The organism is Candidatus Poriferisodalis sp. (assembly GCF_965214215.1).
GTDB lineage: Bacteria > Actinomycetota > Acidimicrobiia > Acidimicrobiales > Poriferisodalaceae > Poriferisodalis.
In genome coordinates this window covers 509522-528824 of the sequence record NZ_CBDCBD010000003.1, presented here as the reverse complement: position 1 = coordinate 528824, position 19303 = coordinate 509522, and the positions used below count along the sequence as shown (strand labels likewise).

Below are 19303 nucleotides of genomic sequence, written 5' to 3'. Positions count from 1 at the left end.
TACAGGGGGTCTTCTGCCATGCCTCGACCAAGGCGAGTCGCGGCTGCGCTCTCGACCGTAGCAATGCTGGCCGGCATCCTGGCGCTGGCCTCGGTCTCCGACACAGCCACGGCCGATTCGGCGGCGGATGCCGTCGATCCCACGGACCAGGCGAGCACGGCTTCGTCCCTCGGCACAGCCACCGCCGAGTCGTCGCCACCGCAGCAGAGTTCGGCTGGCACAACAGCAGTCGCGCACGAGCCTGCCGAGCAGGCATCGGCCGGTTCGTCGTCTGCCCAATCGTCGTCAGCGGCCCCGGTACGGTCGCTGGCTGAGGCCTCCGGGCCAGGCGCAGCGTCGACGATTGAGCTGACCGGCAACGAGTTCACCCACGAGGCGGACTGCTTCGGCTACCAAGCATGGTTGTCCGATGAGTTGTCGGGGTGTCTGTGGCACCTGGACCGGCGGCGCTCGTTCGACGGCCAGCTCGGCGCACGGCCCGTCGGCAGCGACATCAACATCGGCAACGTCTGGTCAATCACCAAAGGCGGAAACGTCAACGTCGCCGTCGTGGACGACACATGGAACCCGGACCATCACGACCTGGTGGACAATGTCGATCTCGCTCGCAGCCACAACTACGCGTCGTGGCTGAACCCGCCGACGGAGTCGCGCGCAGCGCATGCCACCAAGGCGGCAGGGGTCATCGCTGCGCGCGACAACGACCTCGGCAGCAGAGGGATCGCGCCGCGCGCGACGCTGTTCAACTACAACCTGGTGGAAAACTCGGGTTGGACGAATCAGGCCGATGCGATGCAACGCAACGCATCCATCGTCGCAGTGTCGAACAACAGCTACGGCCTCGGTGCGACTACTCCACGGTTCACGCTCACCGAAGATGAATGGTGGGAGGCGGTGGACTACGGACTGGAACACGGGTTCGGCGGTTTGGGCACCTCATATGTGTTCGCAGCCGGCAATGAACGGGCAACCATTCCCGGACGTGACGTCAACACCATCGGCTACCACGCGCATCGGGGAGTCATCAGTGCCTGCGCCGTCGACAACGACGGCCAAGAGACCGAGTATTCCAATACTGGTGTAGCGCTGTGGGTTTGCGCGCCGGTGAACGGGCACGCCGAGCAGAACCACACCACGGTCGGCAACAGAGTTCTGACGACGTTCGGCGACAATCAGTACGGCGGCTTCGGCCTCACCAGTGCCGCTGCCGCTGAGGTGTCGGGCGTGGTGGCGCTCATGCGAAGCGTCAACCCGTATCTGACGTGGCGTGATGTCAAGCTGATTCTGGCGCAGACAGCTCAGAAGAATGACCCCACCCATGCCAGCTGGTCGAACGGCGCCCTCCAGTACCGCTCATCGAGTCTCCGTTACAGCTTCAGCCCGGTCTACGGATTCGGTGTGGTCGATGCGTCGGCTGCAGTGAATGCAGCACTGAACTGGAAGCGTGTGCCCGCCGCAGTGAGCAGGACGGTCAAGTCCGCAGGACCGGAGTACGGCAGCGACCGTTCGGGGAATGGGCCCGACAGCTGGGATGCTCGTATTTTGAGCAATGGCGAGACCACTGAGTTGACGCTGGCGGGGCCGTCGGACATTGACTTCTTGGAGGACGTCGGAGTATCGCTCTATCTCTACAGTCCGCAGGGGCGCGACCTCCGCATTGAACTGGTGTCGCCCAGCGGGACGACGTCGACTCTTGTCGATGCGATCGCCTCGAGAGATCAATGCTCGAATGGGCGCTATACGGGCTTTGACTACACCGGCAACCTTTGTTGGATCAATGGCCATGTCGTCAATCTCACAAGCAGCGAATTCTTGGGCGAGGATCCTGACGGGACCTGGAGGCTGAAGGTCACCGACCCGCTCACCGCCACGGGCGACAGCTACGGGACCACCACGCTGTACTCGTGGCAGGCGAGATTCTTGGGCCACGCAGGAGCTTCCACCGACATTGCGCCACGCGCTCGGCTGCGCGTCAACAACGTCAACGGCATCGAGACCGCGGTCAACGAAGGAAGCACGGTGCGGGTGACGGCCTCGCTGAGCGGCGGCACACTGTCACAAGACGTCGTGATCCCCGTCGAGATCGAGCCCGGGACAGCGACGGCGCCGGGCAACGCCAACGCCGACTATTCGGGGACCGGTCAGCTGTCGATACGGATCCCGGCGGGGCAGAGTTCGGGCTCCGCGACCTTCAACATCGCCGCCGACAACCTCAGCGAGCACGACGAGACGCTCTCGGTGCGTTGGCCGAACCCGCACGGTTCCAGCGCACCCCAGTCGGTTCTGCTTCTGGGAGACCCTGTCGAGGTGACCATCCGCGGCAATCTCGCTCCTGCTGCGCCCCCACGGACTGTCACCTTGGCGGCCACGTCTCCGACAGTCGTCGAGGGTGAGGTTGCGGAGATCACGGTCACTCTCAGCGGCGGTGCGTGGAACAAAGACATCGTTCTGCCTGTCAGTTACGGACCGGGGACTGCAACCGCTACTGGGGCGGGGTCGGCCGTCGACTTCTACCCGTTGTCACTGGGCGACTCTGCGGTCACGTCCATCAGAATCCCCGCCGGAACGACATCGCTCACCTACGAGCTGGAGACCTTCGAGGACGACAACTGGGTTGGGCAGGAACCCCCGGAAACGGTTGCCATTGTCGTCGCACGCCCAGCAGGGCTGCGCAACGAGGTGTCGCTTGTCGGATCGCCAGTGAGGCTCACCATCGTCGAGACCGGGACGGCACCGCCGCCAAAGGCGGTTGATGGGTGCGTGACGGCGTTGGCGGGTGATGGGAGCATCACGGGACAGTGGACGGATTCGTGCGATTCGGTGGGCCGCGAGGGCCGATATGCCCGATTCTTCACGTTCACTCTGGCCTCGCAGGCCACAGTGACCGTCGATCTCGAGTCGTCTGCGGACACGTATCTGTTCCTGCGCAGCGGGTCGGGCAGAGACGGCGAGGAGCTGTATCGCGACGACGACGGAGGCGACAGCTACAACTCGCGAATCGCCGAGTCGTTGGCTGCGGGCGATTACACGGTTGAGGCAACGACATTCGATCGGTCGACTACAGGCGCTTTCACGCTGAGCGTTGACGGCTTGACCGCTCAGCCGCCGCCCGCTCTGCTGCCGGAGATCAGCATTGCGGCTGGGGGCGGTGTTTCCGAGGGGACGGCTGCGAGTTTCACGGTCACTGCGACTCCTCCGCCTGCGGCTGATCTGGATGTGACGGTCGCTGTCTCTCAGAGCGGTGATTTCGGTGTGTCGGCGGGGTCGCGGACGGTGACGATCCCGGCATCTGGTTCTCAGTCGTTCACTGTCGCGACGACGAACGATTCGACCGACGAGGCGGACGGTTCGGTGACGGCGACGCTGTCTGCCGGGACGGGTTACAAGGTGTCGTCGTCGGCGGGTTCGGCATCGGTGGCGGTGTCCGATGACGACGACCCGCCTCCGCCACCTCCGCCGCCACCTCCAAATTGTGTGTCTGATGAGACGTTGGAGTCGGCGCGCGACTACTACGAGTTGAACCATGATCGCGCGCCTGGTTATGGCCGCAACTGGCGTCGGGTGTTGGTCGCGTTCGGCGATGTCGTCGATGATCAGTTGACGGCGTTCACTGCGGCTGAGGCGCTCGAAGGCGAGCAGCGCTGGTTCGGATGGCGGCCGTTCCGCGAAGCGTTGGAGTGCATCGAGGCAGCCCAGCCGTCCGCGGTCCCGGAGATCAGCATCGCTGCGGGCAGCGGCGTCACCGAGGGCTCTACGGCGTCATTCACAATCACTGCGTCACCCGCTCCGACGACTGCTTTGACCGTCGACGTGACGGTGTCACAAACAGGTGAATTCGGCGCGACGACCGGGGCGCAGACCGTGACGATCCCCACCGCGGGCACGTTCACGCTGACCGTGGACACCGCTGGTGACACCGTCGACGAGGCCGACGGGTCGGTGACGGCGATTGTCAGCGCTGGTACGGGTTACACGGTGTCGTCGTCGGCCGGTTCGGCGACCGTTGCAGTCTCCGACGACGACGACCCGCCGCCGGACCCGGAGATCAGTATCGCTGCGGGCAGCAATGTCACTGAGGGGACTGCTGCGTCGTTCACGCTCACGGCCAGCCCTGCGCCGGAGTCAGCCCTGACAGTCAGCGTCACCGTCGCCCAGAGCGGCGATTTCGGTGTGGCGACTGGGGCGCGGACCGTGACGATCCCCGCCGGCGGCAGCTACACGCTGGCTGTCACCACGACCGGTGACAGCGTCGACGAGACCGACGGGTCGGTGACAGTGTCAGTGAGCAGCGGCACGGGCTACACCGTCTCGTCGAGCAACAGCAGCGCCACGGTGGCGGTGTCTGATGACGACGACCCGCCTCCGCCTCCGCCGCCTCCGCCTCCTGCGGATTGTGTTTCTGATGAGACGTTGGAGTCGGCGCGTGACTACTACGAGCTGCATCGTGATCGCGCGCCTGGTCATGGCCGCAACTGGCGTCGGGTGTTGGTCGCGTTCGGCGATGTCGTCGATGATCAGGTGACGGCGTTCACTGCGGCTGAGGCGCTCGAAGGCGAGCAGCGCTGGTTCGGATGGCGGCCGTTCCGCGAAGCGTTGGAGTGCATCGAGGCAGCCCAGCAGTCCGCGGGCCCTGAGATCAGTATCACCGCGGGCAACGGCGTGATTGAAGGCGGCGACGCGACGTTCACCGTTACGGCCAGCCCTGCGCCGGCGTCGGCTTTGTCGGTCAGCGTCACCGTGACGCAGTCAGGCGACTTCGGGGTGTCCACGGGGGCGCGGCCGGTGACGATCCCGACGACTGGCAGCTACACGCTGACCGTCGACACCGCCGATGACAGCACCGACGAGGCCGATGGATCGGTGACTGTCACGATCGACACCGGCACGGGCTACACCGTCTCGTCGGGCAACAGCAGCGCCACGGTCGCGGTAGCCGACGACGACGTGCCGCAGATCAGCATCGCGGCGGGCAGCGATGTCACTGAGGGGACTGCTGCAGCGTTCACGCTCACCGCCAGCCCTGTGCCCGCGGCGAGTCTTGACGTCAGAGTGACCGTGTCCCAGAGCGGAGACTTCGCCAGCACCGGTGCGCGGACGGTCACGATCCCGACGACTGGCAGCGCGACGTTCACCGTCGCCACCACCAACGACACCACCGATGAGACGGACGGGTCGGTCACCGCCACGATTGACACCGGAACGGGCTACACGGTGTCGTCGTTAGCCGGGGCGGCGACGGTCGCGGTAGCCGACGACGACGACCCGGCTCCGCCGCCGTCAGGTCCGCCGACGGTGACCGTCAGCGACGCCACCGCTGTTGAGGGCGCGCAAAGCCTCGCTTTCGTGGTGACACTGTCGAAGGCCAATCCCGTCCCGATCACGTTCCGTTACGGCGGGTTCGGGCAAAGCGCGACGCTGTGGCAGGACTGGAGCATCGACTTCAGGAGGACGTTCACGCTCGACGCGGGCGAAACCGAAGTCGAGATCGTCGTGCCGATCATCGACGACGACACCCCAGAAAACGACGAGACGCTGCGCATATACGTCTACGCCACCAGCGGAATCGTCATCCGCGACGGGTTCATCTACGCCACCGGCACCATCACCGACGACGACTGACCGATCCGCCGCGAACGCGACCCCGAGTCGCTTTCTTGAGGTCCGATGTTCGCGCTCATGTGACCACACTAGGCAGCGATGTAGTCTCGAAAAAAATAGATCTGTAACTACACCGCAGTGCTGCTCGCAGCGGTCTTCATCGCTGTTTCGCCGTCGAGACGCTGGGGTCAGATGGCGGCGGGAGGGCGGAGGCGGTCGGCTACGCCTCGGGTGAGGCGGTCGAGGATTCCTGCCAGCAGGACGATTGCGATTCCTGCCTCGAAGCCTCGGCCAACCGCGTCGCTGCGCCGTAGTGCGTTCACCGTTTCGAGCCCGAGGCCGCCGCCGCCGACCAGCCCGGCGATCACCACCATCGCCAGCACCAGCATGATCACCTGGTTGACCGCCACCATCAACTCGGGCGCCGCCAGCGGCAACTCCACGCGCCGCAGACGCTGCCAGCGGGTCGCGCCGAAGCTCGTGGCGGCTTCGTGCACCTCGGCGGGAACACGACGCAGACCCAGATCGGTGTAGTGCACTGCGGCGGGCAGTGCGTAGACCACCGATGCGATGATTCCCGGGATGCGCCCCACGTGAAACAGCGTGATCACCGGCACCAGCAGCACAAAGCTGGGAATCGTCTGCATGAAGTCCAGCACTGGGTCCATCAACCGCTGGAAGCGGTCGCTGTGGGAGGCCTGGATTCCCAAGGGCACCGCGATCACCAGCGTGACCGCCACGGCCACCAGCGTCTGGGCGAGCGTGTCCATCGACAGCTCCCACATGCCGAGCCACCCGATCCCGAACAGGGCGATGCCGATGCCGATGCCGAGCGTGACGCCGCGAGCCGCCAGACCCCCCAGCACGCCGAGCCCGATCATGGCTGGCCAGGGAATGCCCCCCGACAGCAGCTCCCGCAGCGGCGTCACCAAGTAGAGGGTGATGAAGTCGCTGAGCGGCCCCGTGCCGATGCCCGATGAGCCGATGTCGTAGAGGTTGTCGCGAGCCCATGCCGTGATGTCGTTGACATAGGGCGCGTAGTGCCATTGCAGCCATTCGGGGAACTCGTGGTGACCCACGATGCCCCCGACGAGTGCCACCAGTGCCGTGACGGCACCGATCCAGCGGATCGCCGCGATGTCTGCGGCCGACGCAGAGCCGTCGCCACGACTGCCCGGCCCGTGGCCGCGGCCCCGCTCGCCCAGCGTCGCGATGCCCCGCGTGAAGCGATCCAGGATGATCGCCATGATGACGATGGCGATGCCGGCCTCGGAGGCTTCGCCGACGTCGATGTCGCGCATGGCCCGCAGTACGTCCTGGCCGAGACCGCCCGCGCCGATGAACGCGGCGATCACCACCATGCTCATGGCCAGCATCGTGGTCTGGTTGGCGCCGGCCAGGATTGCCGGACGGGCGGCGGGGATCCGCACCAGCCGCAGCGTCTGGCGGTCGGTAGCGCCGAACATCTCCGAGGCCTCCACCATCGGGTTGGGCACGTTGCGCAGGCCGATGTGGGTGAGCCGCACCACCGGCGGCAAGGCGAAGATGACTGTGGCAACGAGGGCCGGCACCCGCCCGATGCCGAACAGCAGCACGAACGGGATGAGGTAGACGAACCCGGGCATGGTCTGCATGGCGTCGAGGGTGGGACGCAACACGCTGGCGACGCGGTCGTTGCGCCAGGCGGCGATGCCGAGGGGGATGCCCGCCAGCAGCGAGCCGAACACCGCCACGGCCATCAACGCGAGCGTGGCGAAGCCCTGCTGCCACAGATCGGTCATGCCGATCATCACGACGCCGCAGAAGCCGAGCGCTCCCGCCAGCCGGCCGCGCACCCGCCACAGCCCGAGGCCGCAGACGACTGGGTACACGTACCAGGGGAACCATCGCAGGATCGTCTCGAGCTGGCGGATGCCGGCGTCGGCCAGATCGGTGACCGGGTTGAGCAGCACTGTGTACAGCCAGTGCGAGGTCTGGTTGTTGATGAGCCAGCGCCGTGTGCGGTCGATCGGGTCGGCCAGCCCGAAGTTCCACGACTCGGGAAAGGCGCCGACCGAGGCGGCGAACCCGACGATCACGAGCGCAGCCGCAGCCGTCGCCAGCACCACGGCAACGAGCGACCGCCGCCGGGCAGTAGGCGCGCCCGTGCCCACAGGCGACCCAGCCTCGACGGCCTGGCTCATCGCAGGTTCTGCTCCAGCGCTGTGTTTGATGGCGGTGCTGGTGCTGCGGTAGCCATGGTCTGGTTCATCGCAGGTTTTGCTCCAGCACCGCTGCCACGTCGTCTGGGTGCAGCAGACCCAGGGGATCGCCCTCGGAGTTGCAGACCACGACCGGGTGATCCGATGACAGCAGGAACGGCAGCGCAGATTCGAGCGTGGCGGTCTCGGTTGTGCGGGGCCAGCCGTCGTCGATGGCGACCTCGCCGATCGGCCGCATCAGCGAGCACGCGGGGAGCACCTTCGCGATCGGCGCATCCTGGGTGAACGCACGCACGTAGTCGTCTGCGGGCTGAGTCAGGATCTCGAGCGGCGTGCCGACCTGGGTGAAGGCCCCGTCTCGCATGATGGCGATCCGGTCGGCAAGCCGCAGCGCCTCGGCAAAATCGTGCGTGATGAACACGATCGTGCGCTGCAGCTCGAGCTGCAACGCCACCAGCTCGTCCTGCATGTCACGGCGGATGAGCGGGTCGAGCGCCGAGAACGGCTCGTCGAAGAACAGCACCTCCGGCTCGACCGCAAGGGCTCGCGCCAGCCCGACACGCTGCTGCATGCCGCCGCTGAGCTGCTGGGGGTAGTGATCGCCCCAGCCGTCGAGCCCCACCGTGGTGAGCACCTCGCGAGCCCGCTCATGGCGCTCGTCGCGCCCGACGCCCTGCACCTCGAGGCCGTACGCCACGTTGTCGACGACACGCCGGTGGGGGAACAGGCCGAAGTGCTGGAAGACCATCGCCATCTTGCTGCGGCGCAGCTCGCGCAGCGCTGCGTCGCTCGCGTCAGCCAAGACGGTCCCGCACACGTCGATGTCGCCGGAGGTGGGCTCGATGAGGCGCGACACGCAGCGCACCAGCGTCGACTTGCCTGAACCCGACAGGCCCATGACCACGAACGTCTCGCCCGCCCGCACATCGAAGGTGACATCGTGAACCGCCACCAAGCAGCCCGTCTCGGCCTGGATCCGGTCCCGGTCAGCGCCCGCCGAAGCCAGCTCACGGGCGGCATCCACCTTCTTGCCGAAGATCTTCCACAGACCCTGCACTTTGACGGTCGTGTCGCTGCGGTCACGCTCTGTCCGGGATGACGCGATCTCGGCGCCGTCGCGTGTCGGGGGAGGCATAGTGGACCCGTGCTCCATAGCGGCCTCCAAATTCCGAATTACCGTCTGATTGGACGGGTTTGGGGTGTCAGTACGCTGTGCTGACTGTGGCACGATCCGCTCCCCCCGACGCGACAACTGCATGCGATGGGCCAGCGACTGTCACTGCACACAGGGGTGGCGCGCGATCGGGCCCGGTGCAGGATCGGGCCGTCCAGACCCGCGAGCGCATCTTGGCCGCGGCCATCGAGGTCATCCGCACCGATGGCGCTGCCAACCTGACGCTGGATCGCGTCGCCACCGCTGCGGGCGTCAGCAAGGGCGGGTTTCTCTACCACTTCGGGTCGAAGGAGGCCCTGATGGCGGGCCTGCTTGACGAGACGCTCGCTGTCCTCGACGACGAACTGGAAGTCCGCGAAGCGCGCTTTCGCGCCGCCGACCCCGCTGGGTGCGGCACGTTCGCGCTCGCCTACCTCGACTACGTGCGTGAGCCCTACAAGGCAGCCGACGACACCTCGGCGTCGATCCTCGCGGCCGCAGCGCTCGACGACGAACTGCTCGCGAATACCCGGGCGACGTTCGAGCGCTGGCAGGAGCGCCTCATGCACCGCGACAAGCTGGCCGAGACCACCGGCCTGCTCGCACGCATCGTGGGAGACGGGCTCTGGCTCATCGACCTGTTCGGCCTCGCACCTCCGACCAAGGCAGAGCGTCACGAGGTGCTCGATCTGGTCTCGACGATGATCTCTGGTCACGACGCCGATAGCCCATCCGGTCACGAGGCCGGCGAGACCGGCGGGGGCTCCCCGCACGTCTGACCGTAAACAGGCACGTCCAGCGGCGCGAGCGGCTCATTTCCGAGCACCAAGTCGGCAGCCTTCTCGGCGATCATCATCACCGGCGCATAGATGTTGCCGTTCGTCACGTTCGGCATCACCGAGGCGTCCACCACGCTGAGACCCGACGTGCCCAGCACCCCCATCGTCGCCGGATCGGTGACTGCATCGGGATCGGTGCCGAGCCGTGCGGTGCCGGCGGGATGCAACGCGGTCTCGGCGTCGCGCGCCACCCAGTCCATGATCTCGTCGTCGGACTCGGCGGCAGGGCCGGGCGACAGCTCGCCGTCGTTGTAAGCCTCGAAGGCCGGCTGGTTCATGATGTGGCGCGTGACCCGCACGGTCTCGACCCACTCGCGCCGGTCCTGGGCGGTGGAGAGGTAGTTGAACCGGATCGCCGGCTTGGCTGAGGGGTCGGTCGACCTGATACGCACCCAACCGCGGGCATCGGAGTACATCGGCCCGACATGCACCTGGTAGCCGTGCTTGCTGACCGGTGCCGAGCCGTCGTAGCGCACGGCCAGCGGCAAGAAGTGGAACATCAGATTGGGATATGCCTCGTCGGTGTTGCTGCGCACGAAGCCGCCGGCTTCGAAATGATTGGTCGCCCCCGGCCCCCGCCGCGCCAGCCATTGCAAGCCGATCCACGGATGTCGCCAGCGCCGCAGATGGGGCTGCATCGAGACCGGCAGCCGCGAGGCGTACTGGATGTAAACCTCGAGATGGTCCTGCAGGTTCTCGCCGACGCCGGGCAGGGGCGAGACCACCTCGATGCCGTGCTGGCTGAGCAGCGACGGGGAACCGACACCGGAGAGCTGCAAGAGCTGCGCTGAGCCGAAGGCGCCCGCACACAAGATGACGTGCCCTGCTCGGGCGACACGCTCACGGCCCCGCCGCAGGCCCCGCTGGCGGTAGGCGACGCCGGTCGCCCGGCCGCCGTCGAACAGTACCCGGCTGATCAGCGCGCCCGTGCGAAGCGTCAGGTTGGGGCGATCCATCACGGGGTGCAGGTATGCCTGCGAGGCTGACAGGCGCCGGCCGCGGTGGATGTTGCGGTCGAATGCTGCGAAGCCCTCCTGGCGAAAGCCGTTGACGTCGTCGGTCAGCTCGTAGCCGGCCTGCTGTACGGCGTCGAAGAACGCCTCGAACAGGGGGCTGCGCGCCGGACCTCGCTCGAGCACCAGCGGCCCGTCGCCGCCGCGCCAGGAATCGGGGCCAGCCAGGCATGTCTCCATGCGCTTGAAATACGGCAGGCAGTGCCGGTAGTCCCACGCTGCCATGCCCGGCCGGCAGGCCCACTTGTCGTAGTCGGCCGGATTGCCCCGCTGGAAGATCATGCCGTTGATGGAGCTGGAGCCGCCGAGCACCTTGCCGCGGGCGTGGTACACCCGCCGCCCGTCCATGTGCGGCTCGGGCTCGGTCTCGTACTGCCAGTCGTAGAAGCGGTTGCCGATCGGCATCGCCAGCGCCGCCGGCATGTGGATGAGCACGTCCCAGCGGTAATCGCGACGGCCGGCCTCGAGCACCAGCACCTTGTTCGCGGGGTCTGCGCTCAGCCGGTTCGCAAGCGCGCATCCGGCCGATCCGCCGCCGACGATGATGAAGTCGTACACGGGATCGTCCATAGGCCAGATCGTTCACGGTTTCATGCGCTGGACTGCGGGGCTTGACGTGCGAGACGAGCCCCGTCGGGGCCGGCCCGGCTGTGCCTTGCGGCGCAGCTTGTGCCGGGCCGACGCCGACGGGTTTGCGTCGTGCTCCAATCGGAACGCTGACGGGCTAGTTCAGCCAGGCGCTCCAGGTCGCCTCGTTGTCTGCGATCCACTGCGCAGCGGCATCGTCGATCGACATTCCTTCGCCCTCGACGGCGGCAAGCATGGCGATCTGGTCAGCGCTGTCGTAGTTCATGGCCCGCAGGAACGCGTCCGCTGCGGGGGCGTTGTCGGCGAGGCTCGCGTCGATGATCTTGAACAGCACATCGGCGGGGTAGTCGCAGTCGACTCCGCCAGCATCTGCGGTGGCGTAGCACTCGTCGCTGTAGTCAGGCAGCAGCACGTTGGTGAGGTCGTAGCTGTTGAACGCCGAGTGCGGCGTCCACAGGTAGACCAGAATCGGCTCTTCCCGGCTGTACGCGGCGTCCACGGCTGCCAAGATCGCAGCCTCGGACCCGGCATACACCACCTGCATCGGCAGGCCCAGGTTGTTGATGATGTCCTCGTCGTACTGGACGAAGCTCGGATCGCCGCCCAGGAACTGTCCCAGGTCGCCGGTCTCCGCGGTGGCGTACAGGCCGGCCAGCGCCGGATCGGCGAAGCCCTCCCATGTCGCCAGCTCCGGATGGCGCTCGATCATGTAGGTCGGCGTGAACCAGCCGATCTTGCCGACCGGGCCGAGCAGCCCGGCGTTGTCCACATTGGCGCCGTCGTTATCGATGAAGTCGATCACGTTCTGCGCGTGGCCTGACGGCCACACCTCGAGCGAGGCACTGATCTCGCCGGTGTTGATGGCCGCCCACTGGCCGTTTTCGTCGATGTCGACGATCTCGACCTCGTAGCCGAGCTCGCTCTCGAGCAGCTGCGCGGCGACTGCCACGTTCAGCGCTGAGCCGTTCCACGGGTTCGCGGCCAGTGTGATCGTGCTCTGCGAGCCCAGGTCAGGACCCTCGTCGACCGGCATCTCCTCCGGCTCTTCCTCCATGGCCTCGGTCGCGGCGGCCGGCTCTTCGGCCACATCGTCGCTGTCGCTGCCCGTACAGGCAGCAGCGAACAGCCCGAGCGCTGCGATGAGCGCTATGAGCAGCTTCCAGCTACTGAGCTTTCGACGCCGGCGAACTCGCTCGCCGGATTTGAATACTTCAGACATGGGCACCCCCCGGTTTGTGTCCTCCGTCTGTCGCCGGCATCTGCCGACGGCCCTCAGCGAGGGCAGTCGGCCCTCCGCGGATCCGACCTCCCCAGTCGTCCCGGCAAAACAGGCCATTTGGACGGTTTTGAAAATAGTAGCACGCCCGAGAAACGCCAGATCCGCGCACATGTGCGCGCTCTTGACTGTCGAGTGCCACCAGCCCGTCGAGTGCCTTGTGGTGTGTCGCACATCGCCTCTACCCGAGATGCGAGACAGCGAAAACCCTGGCAGCGACGAGCGGCGCGCGTCATAGATTCGCCGACGAGAGTCCCAATGCTGCTTCGCGTCGAGCGACGGAGACGCCATGAGTACGATCACAGAAATGACCGACGAGCACGCACCGGCTGCCGTACCGGTGCCAGCAGCTGCCTCCGGCCCTGGCGAGGGCACTGCTGCGGGAGCCAAGCGGGACCGCGCGCTCGTCATCCCCGTACCCACAGCCATCACAGCGGCACTGGTCGCGGGGCTGTTCGGGCTGCTGTTCGTCAGCCTCAACGGACTCGGCAACGACATCGAAGGTTTACGCGGCGAGATCGGCTCACTTCGCAGCGACGTGGACGCGCGGTTCCGGGAGGTCAACACCATCCTGCTCGACCACACCGACTGGCTCGCTCGCATCGAGACACATCTCGACATCCGGCCGCCCTCCGACACACAGGCCCCCGAAGCGCAGCCATAGGCGCCGTCCTCACCGGCCTGGGCCGGAGCGGGGCCCAAGCTCCGCTACCCCGCGAGCAGCTGAGCCGGCTGGCACAGATGTCATAGCTGCGGAGGCGGCAGGGAACTCTGCGACGTTGCGACCTGCCGGATCGCGGGAGCAGGGGCCCTGCCGCCTCCTCCGCGGGCGCACCTCCCGTCGGGGCGAGGCTCGCAACGCTGCGGAAACACTTCGGCAACAGCGCCGACCCGCGCTGTGCATCGAGCGGTCATGTCGAGGTGACTCCCGCGCAACACGCCGTTTCTAGGTTCGCCCCGTCAGCCATATATCGGGAGTCGAGTCCTAGGAGATTCGCCATGAAACGCAAACTCTTCGTCATCGTCGCGGGCGCCGTCGGCGGCCTGTTCCTGTTCGCCGGACCAGCCGGCGCGCAGGACGAATCGCTGTCCGCCGAGATGGTCCAGGCAGTCATGGACAACCTGTGGGTGTTCATCGCCGGCGTGCTCGTTTTCTTGATGCAGGCCGGTTTCGCCATGCTCGAGTCGGGCCTGACCCGCTCGAAGAACGTGGCCAACATCATGGCCAAGAACCTGGCCGACGCGTCCATCGGCATCTTGGCGTTCTTCCTAGTCGGCTACGGCCTCGCCTACGGCGGCGACGGCAACAGCGCATTCGGCTGGGGCTCGTTCGCACTGTCGGGCGTCGACCTGTTCGACATCTCCGAAGGCCTGTCGGGCTCGACCGACTTCTTCTTCCAGGCCGTATTCGCGGCCACGGCGGTCACCATCGCCTCAGGCGCCATGGCCGAGCGCACGAAGTTCAGCACCTATCTCATCTTCAGCCTCGTGACCACGGCGATCATCTACCCGATCGTCGTGCACTGGACCTGGGGCGGCGGCCTCATCGCCAACATCTCCATCGGCGACGCCGTCTACAGCGACTTCGCCGGCTCCACCATCGTTCACAGCGTGGGCGGCTGGATCGCCCTCGTCGGTGCATGGATGCTCGGGCCGCGCCTCGGCAAGTACGGCCCCGACGGGACGTCGCGCAACATTCCAGGCCACAACGTGACGCTCGCCATCTTGGGCGTGTTCATCCTGTGGTTCGGCTGGTTCGGCTTCAACCCCGGCTCCGAGCTCGCAGCCGACGAATACGTGATGTTCGTGGCGCTCAACACGGTGCTGGCTGCGTGCGCCGGCGTGATCGGCGCCACAGCGCTGAACTGGCTGCGCAGCGGCCGTGCTGACGTGCCGATGGCCGGCAACGGTGCGCTGGCCGGCCTCGTCGGCATCACCGCCGGCTGCGGCACGATGACGCCCTGGGGTGCCATCGTCACCGGATTCGTCGCGGGCCTCATCGTCGTGCTGGTCGTCGGCTTCGTCGATCGCAAGCTGAAGATCGACGATCCCGTCGGTGCCTTCGCCGTTCACGGCGCAGCAGGCATGTGGGGGACGCTCGCCATCGGCCTGTTCGCCCGCTACGACGACGCCTTCTTGGGCCGCGAGAACGCCGGACTGTTCTACGGCGGCGGCATCGAGCAGCTGGTTGTGCAGTTCCTGATGGTGGTGATCGTGGCCGTCTGGGTGATCGTTGCCTCGGTGATCCTGTTCGGGGTCCTCAAGGCCACCATCGGGCTGCGGGTGTCGGCGGAGGAGGAGATGGTGGGCCTCGATGTTTCTGAGCATGGGGGTCCTGGAATGGCGCTGGACGACGTGGTTTCGAGCGGCTGACACTCGGCCATGGGCTGAGTTGTCTGGCCCTTCCTTTTCTGCTGTCAGCGGGGGTCCCCGGGTTCTTGCCCGGGGGCTTTCCGCGTTTGTGCGTTTGCGCCCGCGGTGGAGGCGGCAGGTTCCTCTGCTCTCGCGATCCGGCAGGGGTTTCGGTTGTGTCCGCTGCGGAGGCGGCAGGGTCCCCGGCTCTCGCGATCCGGCAGGGGTTTCGGTTGTGTCCGCTGCGGAGGCGGCAGGGCCCTCTGCTCCCGCGATCCGGCAGGTCGCAACGTCGCAGAGTTCCCTGCCGCCTCCTCCGCTGTGACATCTGTGTCTTTGCCGTCTCCGCCGCTCGGGCATCTGTGGCTTTGTGCTGATGCTCTAGGTTCGGCTGGGTGCTGCGGCGGGTGCTCTCGAACTTTGCTCGGGGGCTGGCTATGGGGGCTGCTGATGTGGTGCCGGGGGTGTCTGGTGGCACCTTGGCGCTGTTGCTGGGGATCTATGACCGGCTGGTGGGGCAGGTTGCGCAACTGAGCACTGCTGCGGGGCTGTTGCTGCGGGGGCGGGTGCGCCATTCGCTTGCGTTGATCCGGCGGGCTGAGTGGGGGTTTCTTGTTCCGCTGGCGGTGGGCATCGGTGTTGCCATTGTTGGGCTTGTCGAGGTGCTTCGGTGGTTGATTGATGAGCAGCCAGTTGGGCTTTCCGCGGCGTTTTTCGGCCTGGTTGCGATGACCGTCGTGACCACCAGGTTGCAGGTGAGCCAGTGGCGGGCGGGGCTCGTGGTGGTGTTTGTCGCGGTCGCGGTCGCCGTGTTTGTGGTGCTAGGGGTGCGCGCAGGCAGCGTCGCCGATCCCGCTGCGGTGGTGATCGTTGGCGCTGGTGCGCTGGCGATTTGCGCCATGATCCTGCCTGGGATCTCGGGTGCCTTTGTGCTGTTGCTGCTGGGGCTGTATGACCCGATCACCGAGGCTGTGTCTGAGCGAGATTTCGGCACCATTGTCTTGTTTGGGCTGGGTGCGGCAATTGGGTTGGGATTGTTCTCGCGGCTGTTGGCGCGGCTGCTGGATCGCTGGCGGGATGCGATGATCGCTGTGCTGATGGGGCTGATGGCTGGCTCGTTGCGGGTACTTTGGCCATGGCCTGTCGGTGATGCAGATTCGGGCGGTTTCGGGAACGCGGAGCTTGGCGCTGCGCCCGCGTCGGACCTCTTGGTGGCCTTGATCGCTGCCCTTGTGGCGGCCGCCGTTGCGGTTGGGCTGCACCGTCTGGGTACCCGGCACGAGACGTCCTAGAGAATCCTGAGCGTCGTTTCGCGAGGTAGTTGCGCTACCGTCCGGCGCTGTCTGCGTCAACGTCGCAACTTTCTGTACTGCGGTGCTGGCGCTGGGTACCTCTGATCTCTATGGCCACTTCTCTCGTCATCGTCGAGTCGCCCGCGAAGGCGCGCACGATCTCGCGTCTTTTGGGCGACGAGTACGTGGTGGAGTCTTCGGTGGGCCACATCCGGGACTTGCCTCGCAATGCCTCCGAGGTGCCTGCCGCCTACAAGTCCGAGTCGTGGGCGACGCTGGGCGTCAACCCCGACGACGGCTTCAAGCCGGTCTACGTGGTGACGGCGCGTGATCAGGTGCGACGGTTGAAGTCGCTGCTGCGCGACGCCGACGAGCTCTATCTCGCCACCGATGAGGACCGCGAGGGCGAAGCCATCGCCTGGCACCTGCTCGAGGTGCTGAACCCGCAGATTCCTGTGCGCCGCATGGTGTTCCACGAGATCACCGCCGCCGCCATCCGCACGGCCATCGACAACCCGCGTGACCTCGATCGGCGGCTGGTGGATGCGCAGGAGGCTCGGCGCATCTTTGACCGTCTCTACGGCTACGAGGTCTCGCCGGTGCTGTGGCGCAAAGTTGCGCCGCGGCTGTCCGCGGGGCGGGTGCAGAGCGTGGCCAACCGCCTCATCGTGGAACGCGAGCGCGAGCGCATGGCATTTCGGGCTGCGGAGTACTGGAGCATCACAGCGACGCTTGACACTGGGTCGGGCGCGGGTGCCGGCGACTCGGGTGGCGGTGCTGGCAGCCACGCGGGTGCCAGTGCCAGCAGCGGTGCGGTGCCTGGTGCGTCTCGCGCGGCGGAGCGGTTTGATGCTTCGCTGGTCTCGCTGAATGAGCGGCGGGTCGCTACCGGCCGTGACTTCGACCAGCAAGGCGAGCTGCGCTCGGGTGACATCGCTGTGCTTGACGCAGGTGCGGCCGCGTCGCTTGCTGAGGCTCTCACCGGGGCGCCGTTCACTGTGAGCTCCCGGGAGTCCAAGCCGTACAGGCGCCGACCGCCGGCGCCATTTATCACCTCCACCTTGCAGCAGGCTGCTGGTGCACGGCTGGGCTTTTCGGCCTCGCGCACCATGGCGGCTGCTCAGCGGCTGTATGAGAACGGCCGCATCACCTACATGCGCACCGACAGCACCACGCTGTCGGCTCAGGCGCTCGACGCGGCTCGGCGCATCGTCGCGGGCCGCTATGGCAGCGAGAACCTCCCGCCCAAACCCCGCACCTATACCCGCAAGGTCAAGAACGCTCAGGAGGCGCACGAGGCGATCCGCCCCGCCGGCGAGAGCTGGCCCGCTCCCGGCGGCGTCGACGACCTCGGGGGCGATGCGTCGCGCCTCTATGACTTGGTGTGGCAGCGCACCGTCGCCAGCCAGATGATCGACGCCACCGGCGAGACGGTCACCATCAAACTGGCGGGCACTGCGGTGTGCGACTTGGCGCCTGCTCTCGCGCCGGCCAACGGGGCCGGATCGGACCGTCACAGCGTCGAGTTGTCCGCCGCTGGCACGGTGGTGCGCAGCCCGGGCTTCCGGCTGGTGTACGCACCGCCTACCACCGGCGCCGACGAAGAGCCCGAGCGCATCCTGCCCGACATCGACGCCGGCGATTCGGCCACCGCGGTGGCGCTCGAGCCCGCTTCCCACAACACGAGCCCGCCAGCCCGCTTCACCGAGGCGTCGCTGGTGCGGCGGCTCGAAGAACTGGGCGTCGGCCGCCCGAGCACCTACGCCAGCATCATCGAGACCATCCAGGCGCGGGGTTACGTGTGGAAGAAGGGCTCCTCGCTGGTGCCGGCGTTCACGGCGTTCGCCACGGTGGGCCTGATGGAGCGTCACTTCGACCGCCTGGTCGACTATGCGTTGACCGCTCGCATGGAGGAAGACCTCGACGAGATCGCGAGCGGCGAGCGCCATGCGGAGCCTTGGCTGACGGAGTTCTACTTCGGCGACAAGCAAGCGCCCACGTCGGAGGCGACGGGCGGCTTGCGCTACCTCGTTTCCGACGACCGGCTGGCAGACATCGACGCGGCGCAGATCAACAGCATTCCCATCGGCATCGACGACGAGGGTGAGCCCGTGGTCGCCAGAGTGGGCCGATTCGGCCCGTACCTTCGACGCGGCGACGCCACCCGGCCGCTGCCCGACGACCTCGCGCCCGACGAGCTGACGATCGAACGAGCACTCGCCCTGCTCGACGAACCCAGCGAGCGGGTGCTGGGCACCGACGCCGACACGGGCCTTGACATCATCGTGCGGCCGGGTCGGTTCGGCCCCTACGTCTCGGTGGGGCGGCCCGACGAGGTCGACGAGCGCCCCCGTACGGCATCGCTGTTGAGCCATCACACACCCGAGACGATCACGCTCGACGACGCCCTGCAGCTGCTCTCGCTGCCGAGGACGGTGGGAGTCGATCCCGCCGACGGGGCGGAGATCACGGTTCGCAACGGGCGGTTCGGTCCGTACCTGACGAAGGCAGCGGTGGGCGAGGCCAAAGACGAGAACCGCAGCCTCGAGTCCGAAGCGCAGCTGTTCACGCTGACCCTGGAAGAAGCGCTGACGCTGCTGGCTCAGCCCCGGCGCCGGCGCGGCCAGCAAGCGGCGAATGCGGGTCGTGAGATCGGCACCGACCCCGACAGCGGCAAGCCGATGGTGCTCAGGGACGGCCGTTTCGGGCCGTACGTGACCGACGGTGAGTACAACGCCTCGCTGCGCCAGGGCGACGACGCCGAGTCGCTGACCGTCGAACGAGCGGCGGAGCTGCTGGCGATGCGACGTGCGAGGGGACCGGCCAAGAAACGAGCGTCCAAGAAGCGGGCAGCCAAGAAGTCGTCGACGCGCAAGAAGTCTGCGGCCCGCAAGACCGGGGCCAAGAAGAAGACAGCAAAGAAGCGGGTGACCAAGAAATCGCCTGCGAAGAAGAAACCGGGGAAAGAGTCAGACACTCCCGGCTCCTAGC

General features: G+C 66.8%; 10 protein-coding genes. 6 read left to right on the top strand and 4 right to left on the bottom strand.

What is annotated here, in order from left to right; all coding sequences use genetic code 11:
* Positions 1-18: 18 nt before the first annotated feature.
* Positions 19-5619, top strand: a complete 5601-nt coding sequence (locus tag ACOOF5_RS04925; RefSeq protein ID WP_420437198.1) for a S8 family serine peptidase — start codon at positions 19-21, stop codon at positions 5617-5619.
* Between the two features lie 167 nt (positions 5620-5786).
* On the opposite strand, the gene ACOOF5_RS04920 is transcribed toward ACOOF5_RS04925, so the two are convergent.
* The gene (locus ACOOF5_RS04920) at positions 5787-7781 is read right to left on the bottom strand and encodes an ABC transporter permease (RefSeq protein ID WP_420437196.1); all 1995 of its coding nucleotides are present in this window, start codon (positions 7779-7781) and stop codon (positions 5787-5789) included.
* A 64-nt stretch (positions 7782-7845) separates the two neighbouring features.
* Positions 7846-8934, bottom strand: coding sequence for a quaternary amine ABC transporter ATP-binding protein (locus tag ACOOF5_RS04915; RefSeq protein WP_420437194.1), 1089 nt, complete (start codon positions 8932-8934; stop codon positions 7846-7848).
* Between the two features lie 176 nt (positions 8935-9110).
* Here ACOOF5_RS04915 and ACOOF5_RS04910 point away from each other — a divergent pair, with 176 nt between their 5' ends.
* Positions 9111-9731 (top strand): TetR/AcrR family transcriptional regulator, encoded by a 621-nt coding sequence (locus ACOOF5_RS04910; RefSeq protein ID WP_420437192.1) that lies wholly within the window; start codon positions 9111-9113, stop codon positions 9729-9731.
* On the opposite strand, the gene betA is transcribed toward ACOOF5_RS04910, so the two are convergent.
* Together betA and ACOOF5_RS04900 are read right to left on the bottom strand one after the other, a co-directional pair.
* Positions 9689-11374 (bottom strand): choline dehydrogenase, encoded by a 1686-nt coding sequence (gene betA, locus ACOOF5_RS04905; protein WP_420437190.1) that lies wholly within the window; start codon positions 11372-11374, stop codon positions 9689-9691. The two genes, ACOOF5_RS04910 and betA, sit on opposite strands and share 43 nt — an antisense overlap.
* A gap of 154 nt (positions 11375-11528) precedes the next feature.
* Positions 11529-12611, bottom strand: a complete 1083-nt coding sequence (locus tag ACOOF5_RS04900) for a glycine betaine ABC transporter substrate-binding protein (protein ID WP_420437188.1) — start codon at positions 12609-12611, stop codon at positions 11529-11531.
* Positions 12612-12957: 346 nt separating this feature from the next.
* Between ACOOF5_RS04900 and ACOOF5_RS04895 the strand changes: the two genes are divergently transcribed.
* The 4 genes from ACOOF5_RS04895 to topA all read left to right on the top strand — a co-directional run bounded on the left by ACOOF5_RS04895 (position 12958) and on the right by topA (position 19302).
* The gene (locus tag ACOOF5_RS04895) at positions 12958-13332 is read left to right on the top strand and encodes a hypothetical protein (protein WP_420437186.1); all 375 of its coding nucleotides are present in this window, start codon (positions 12958-12960) and stop codon (positions 13330-13332) included.
* A gap of 335 nt (positions 13333-13667) precedes the next feature.
* The gene (locus tag ACOOF5_RS04890) at positions 13668-15041 is read left to right on the top strand and encodes an ammonium transporter (RefSeq protein ID WP_420437184.1); all 1374 of its coding nucleotides are present in this window, start codon (positions 13668-13670) and stop codon (positions 15039-15041) included.
* Between the two features lie 374 nt (positions 15042-15415).
* A complete protein-coding gene (locus ACOOF5_RS04885; RefSeq protein ID WP_420437182.1) occupies positions 15416-16312 on the top strand; it encodes a DUF368 domain-containing protein in 897 nt (298 codons plus the stop codon).
* Positions 16313-16422: 110 nt separating this feature from the next.
* Positions 16423-19302, top strand: coding sequence for a type I DNA topoisomerase (gene topA, locus ACOOF5_RS04880; protein ID WP_420437180.1), 2880 nt, complete (start codon positions 16423-16425; stop codon positions 19300-19302).
* Position 19303: the final 1 nt, after the last annotated feature.

Excerpts from the sequence above, each read along its gene's own strand:
- ACOOF5_RS04900 (WP_420437188.1), bottom strand. The coding sequence starts at position 12,611 with ATGTCTGAAGTATTCAAATCCGGCGAGCGAGTTCGCCGGCGTCGAAAG.
- ACOOF5_RS04890 (WP_420437184.1), top strand. The coding sequence starts at position 13,668 with ATGAAACGCAAACTCTTCGTCATCGTCGCGGGCGCCGTCGGCGGCCTG.
- betA (WP_420437190.1), bottom strand. The coding sequence starts at position 11,374 with ATGGACGATCCCGTGTACGACTTCATCATCGTCGGCGGCGGATCGGCC.
- ACOOF5_RS04915 (WP_420437194.1), bottom strand. The coding sequence starts at position 8,934 with ATGCCTCCCCCGACACGCGACGGCGCCGAGATCGCGTCATCCCGGACA.
- ACOOF5_RS04920 (WP_420437196.1), bottom strand. The coding sequence starts at position 7,781 with ATGAGCCAGGCCGTCGAGGCTGGGTCGCCTGTGGGCACGGGCGCGCCT.
- topA (WP_420437180.1), top strand. The coding sequence starts at position 16,423 with ATGGCCACTTCTCTCGTCATCGTCGAGTCGCCCGCGAAGGCGCGCACG.
- ACOOF5_RS04895 (WP_420437186.1), top strand. The coding sequence starts at position 12,958 with ATGAGTACGATCACAGAAATGACCGACGAGCACGCACCGGCTGCCGTA.
- ACOOF5_RS04925 (WP_420437198.1), top strand. The coding sequence starts at position 19 with ATGCCTCGACCAAGGCGAGTCGCGGCTGCGCTCTCGACCGTAGCAATG.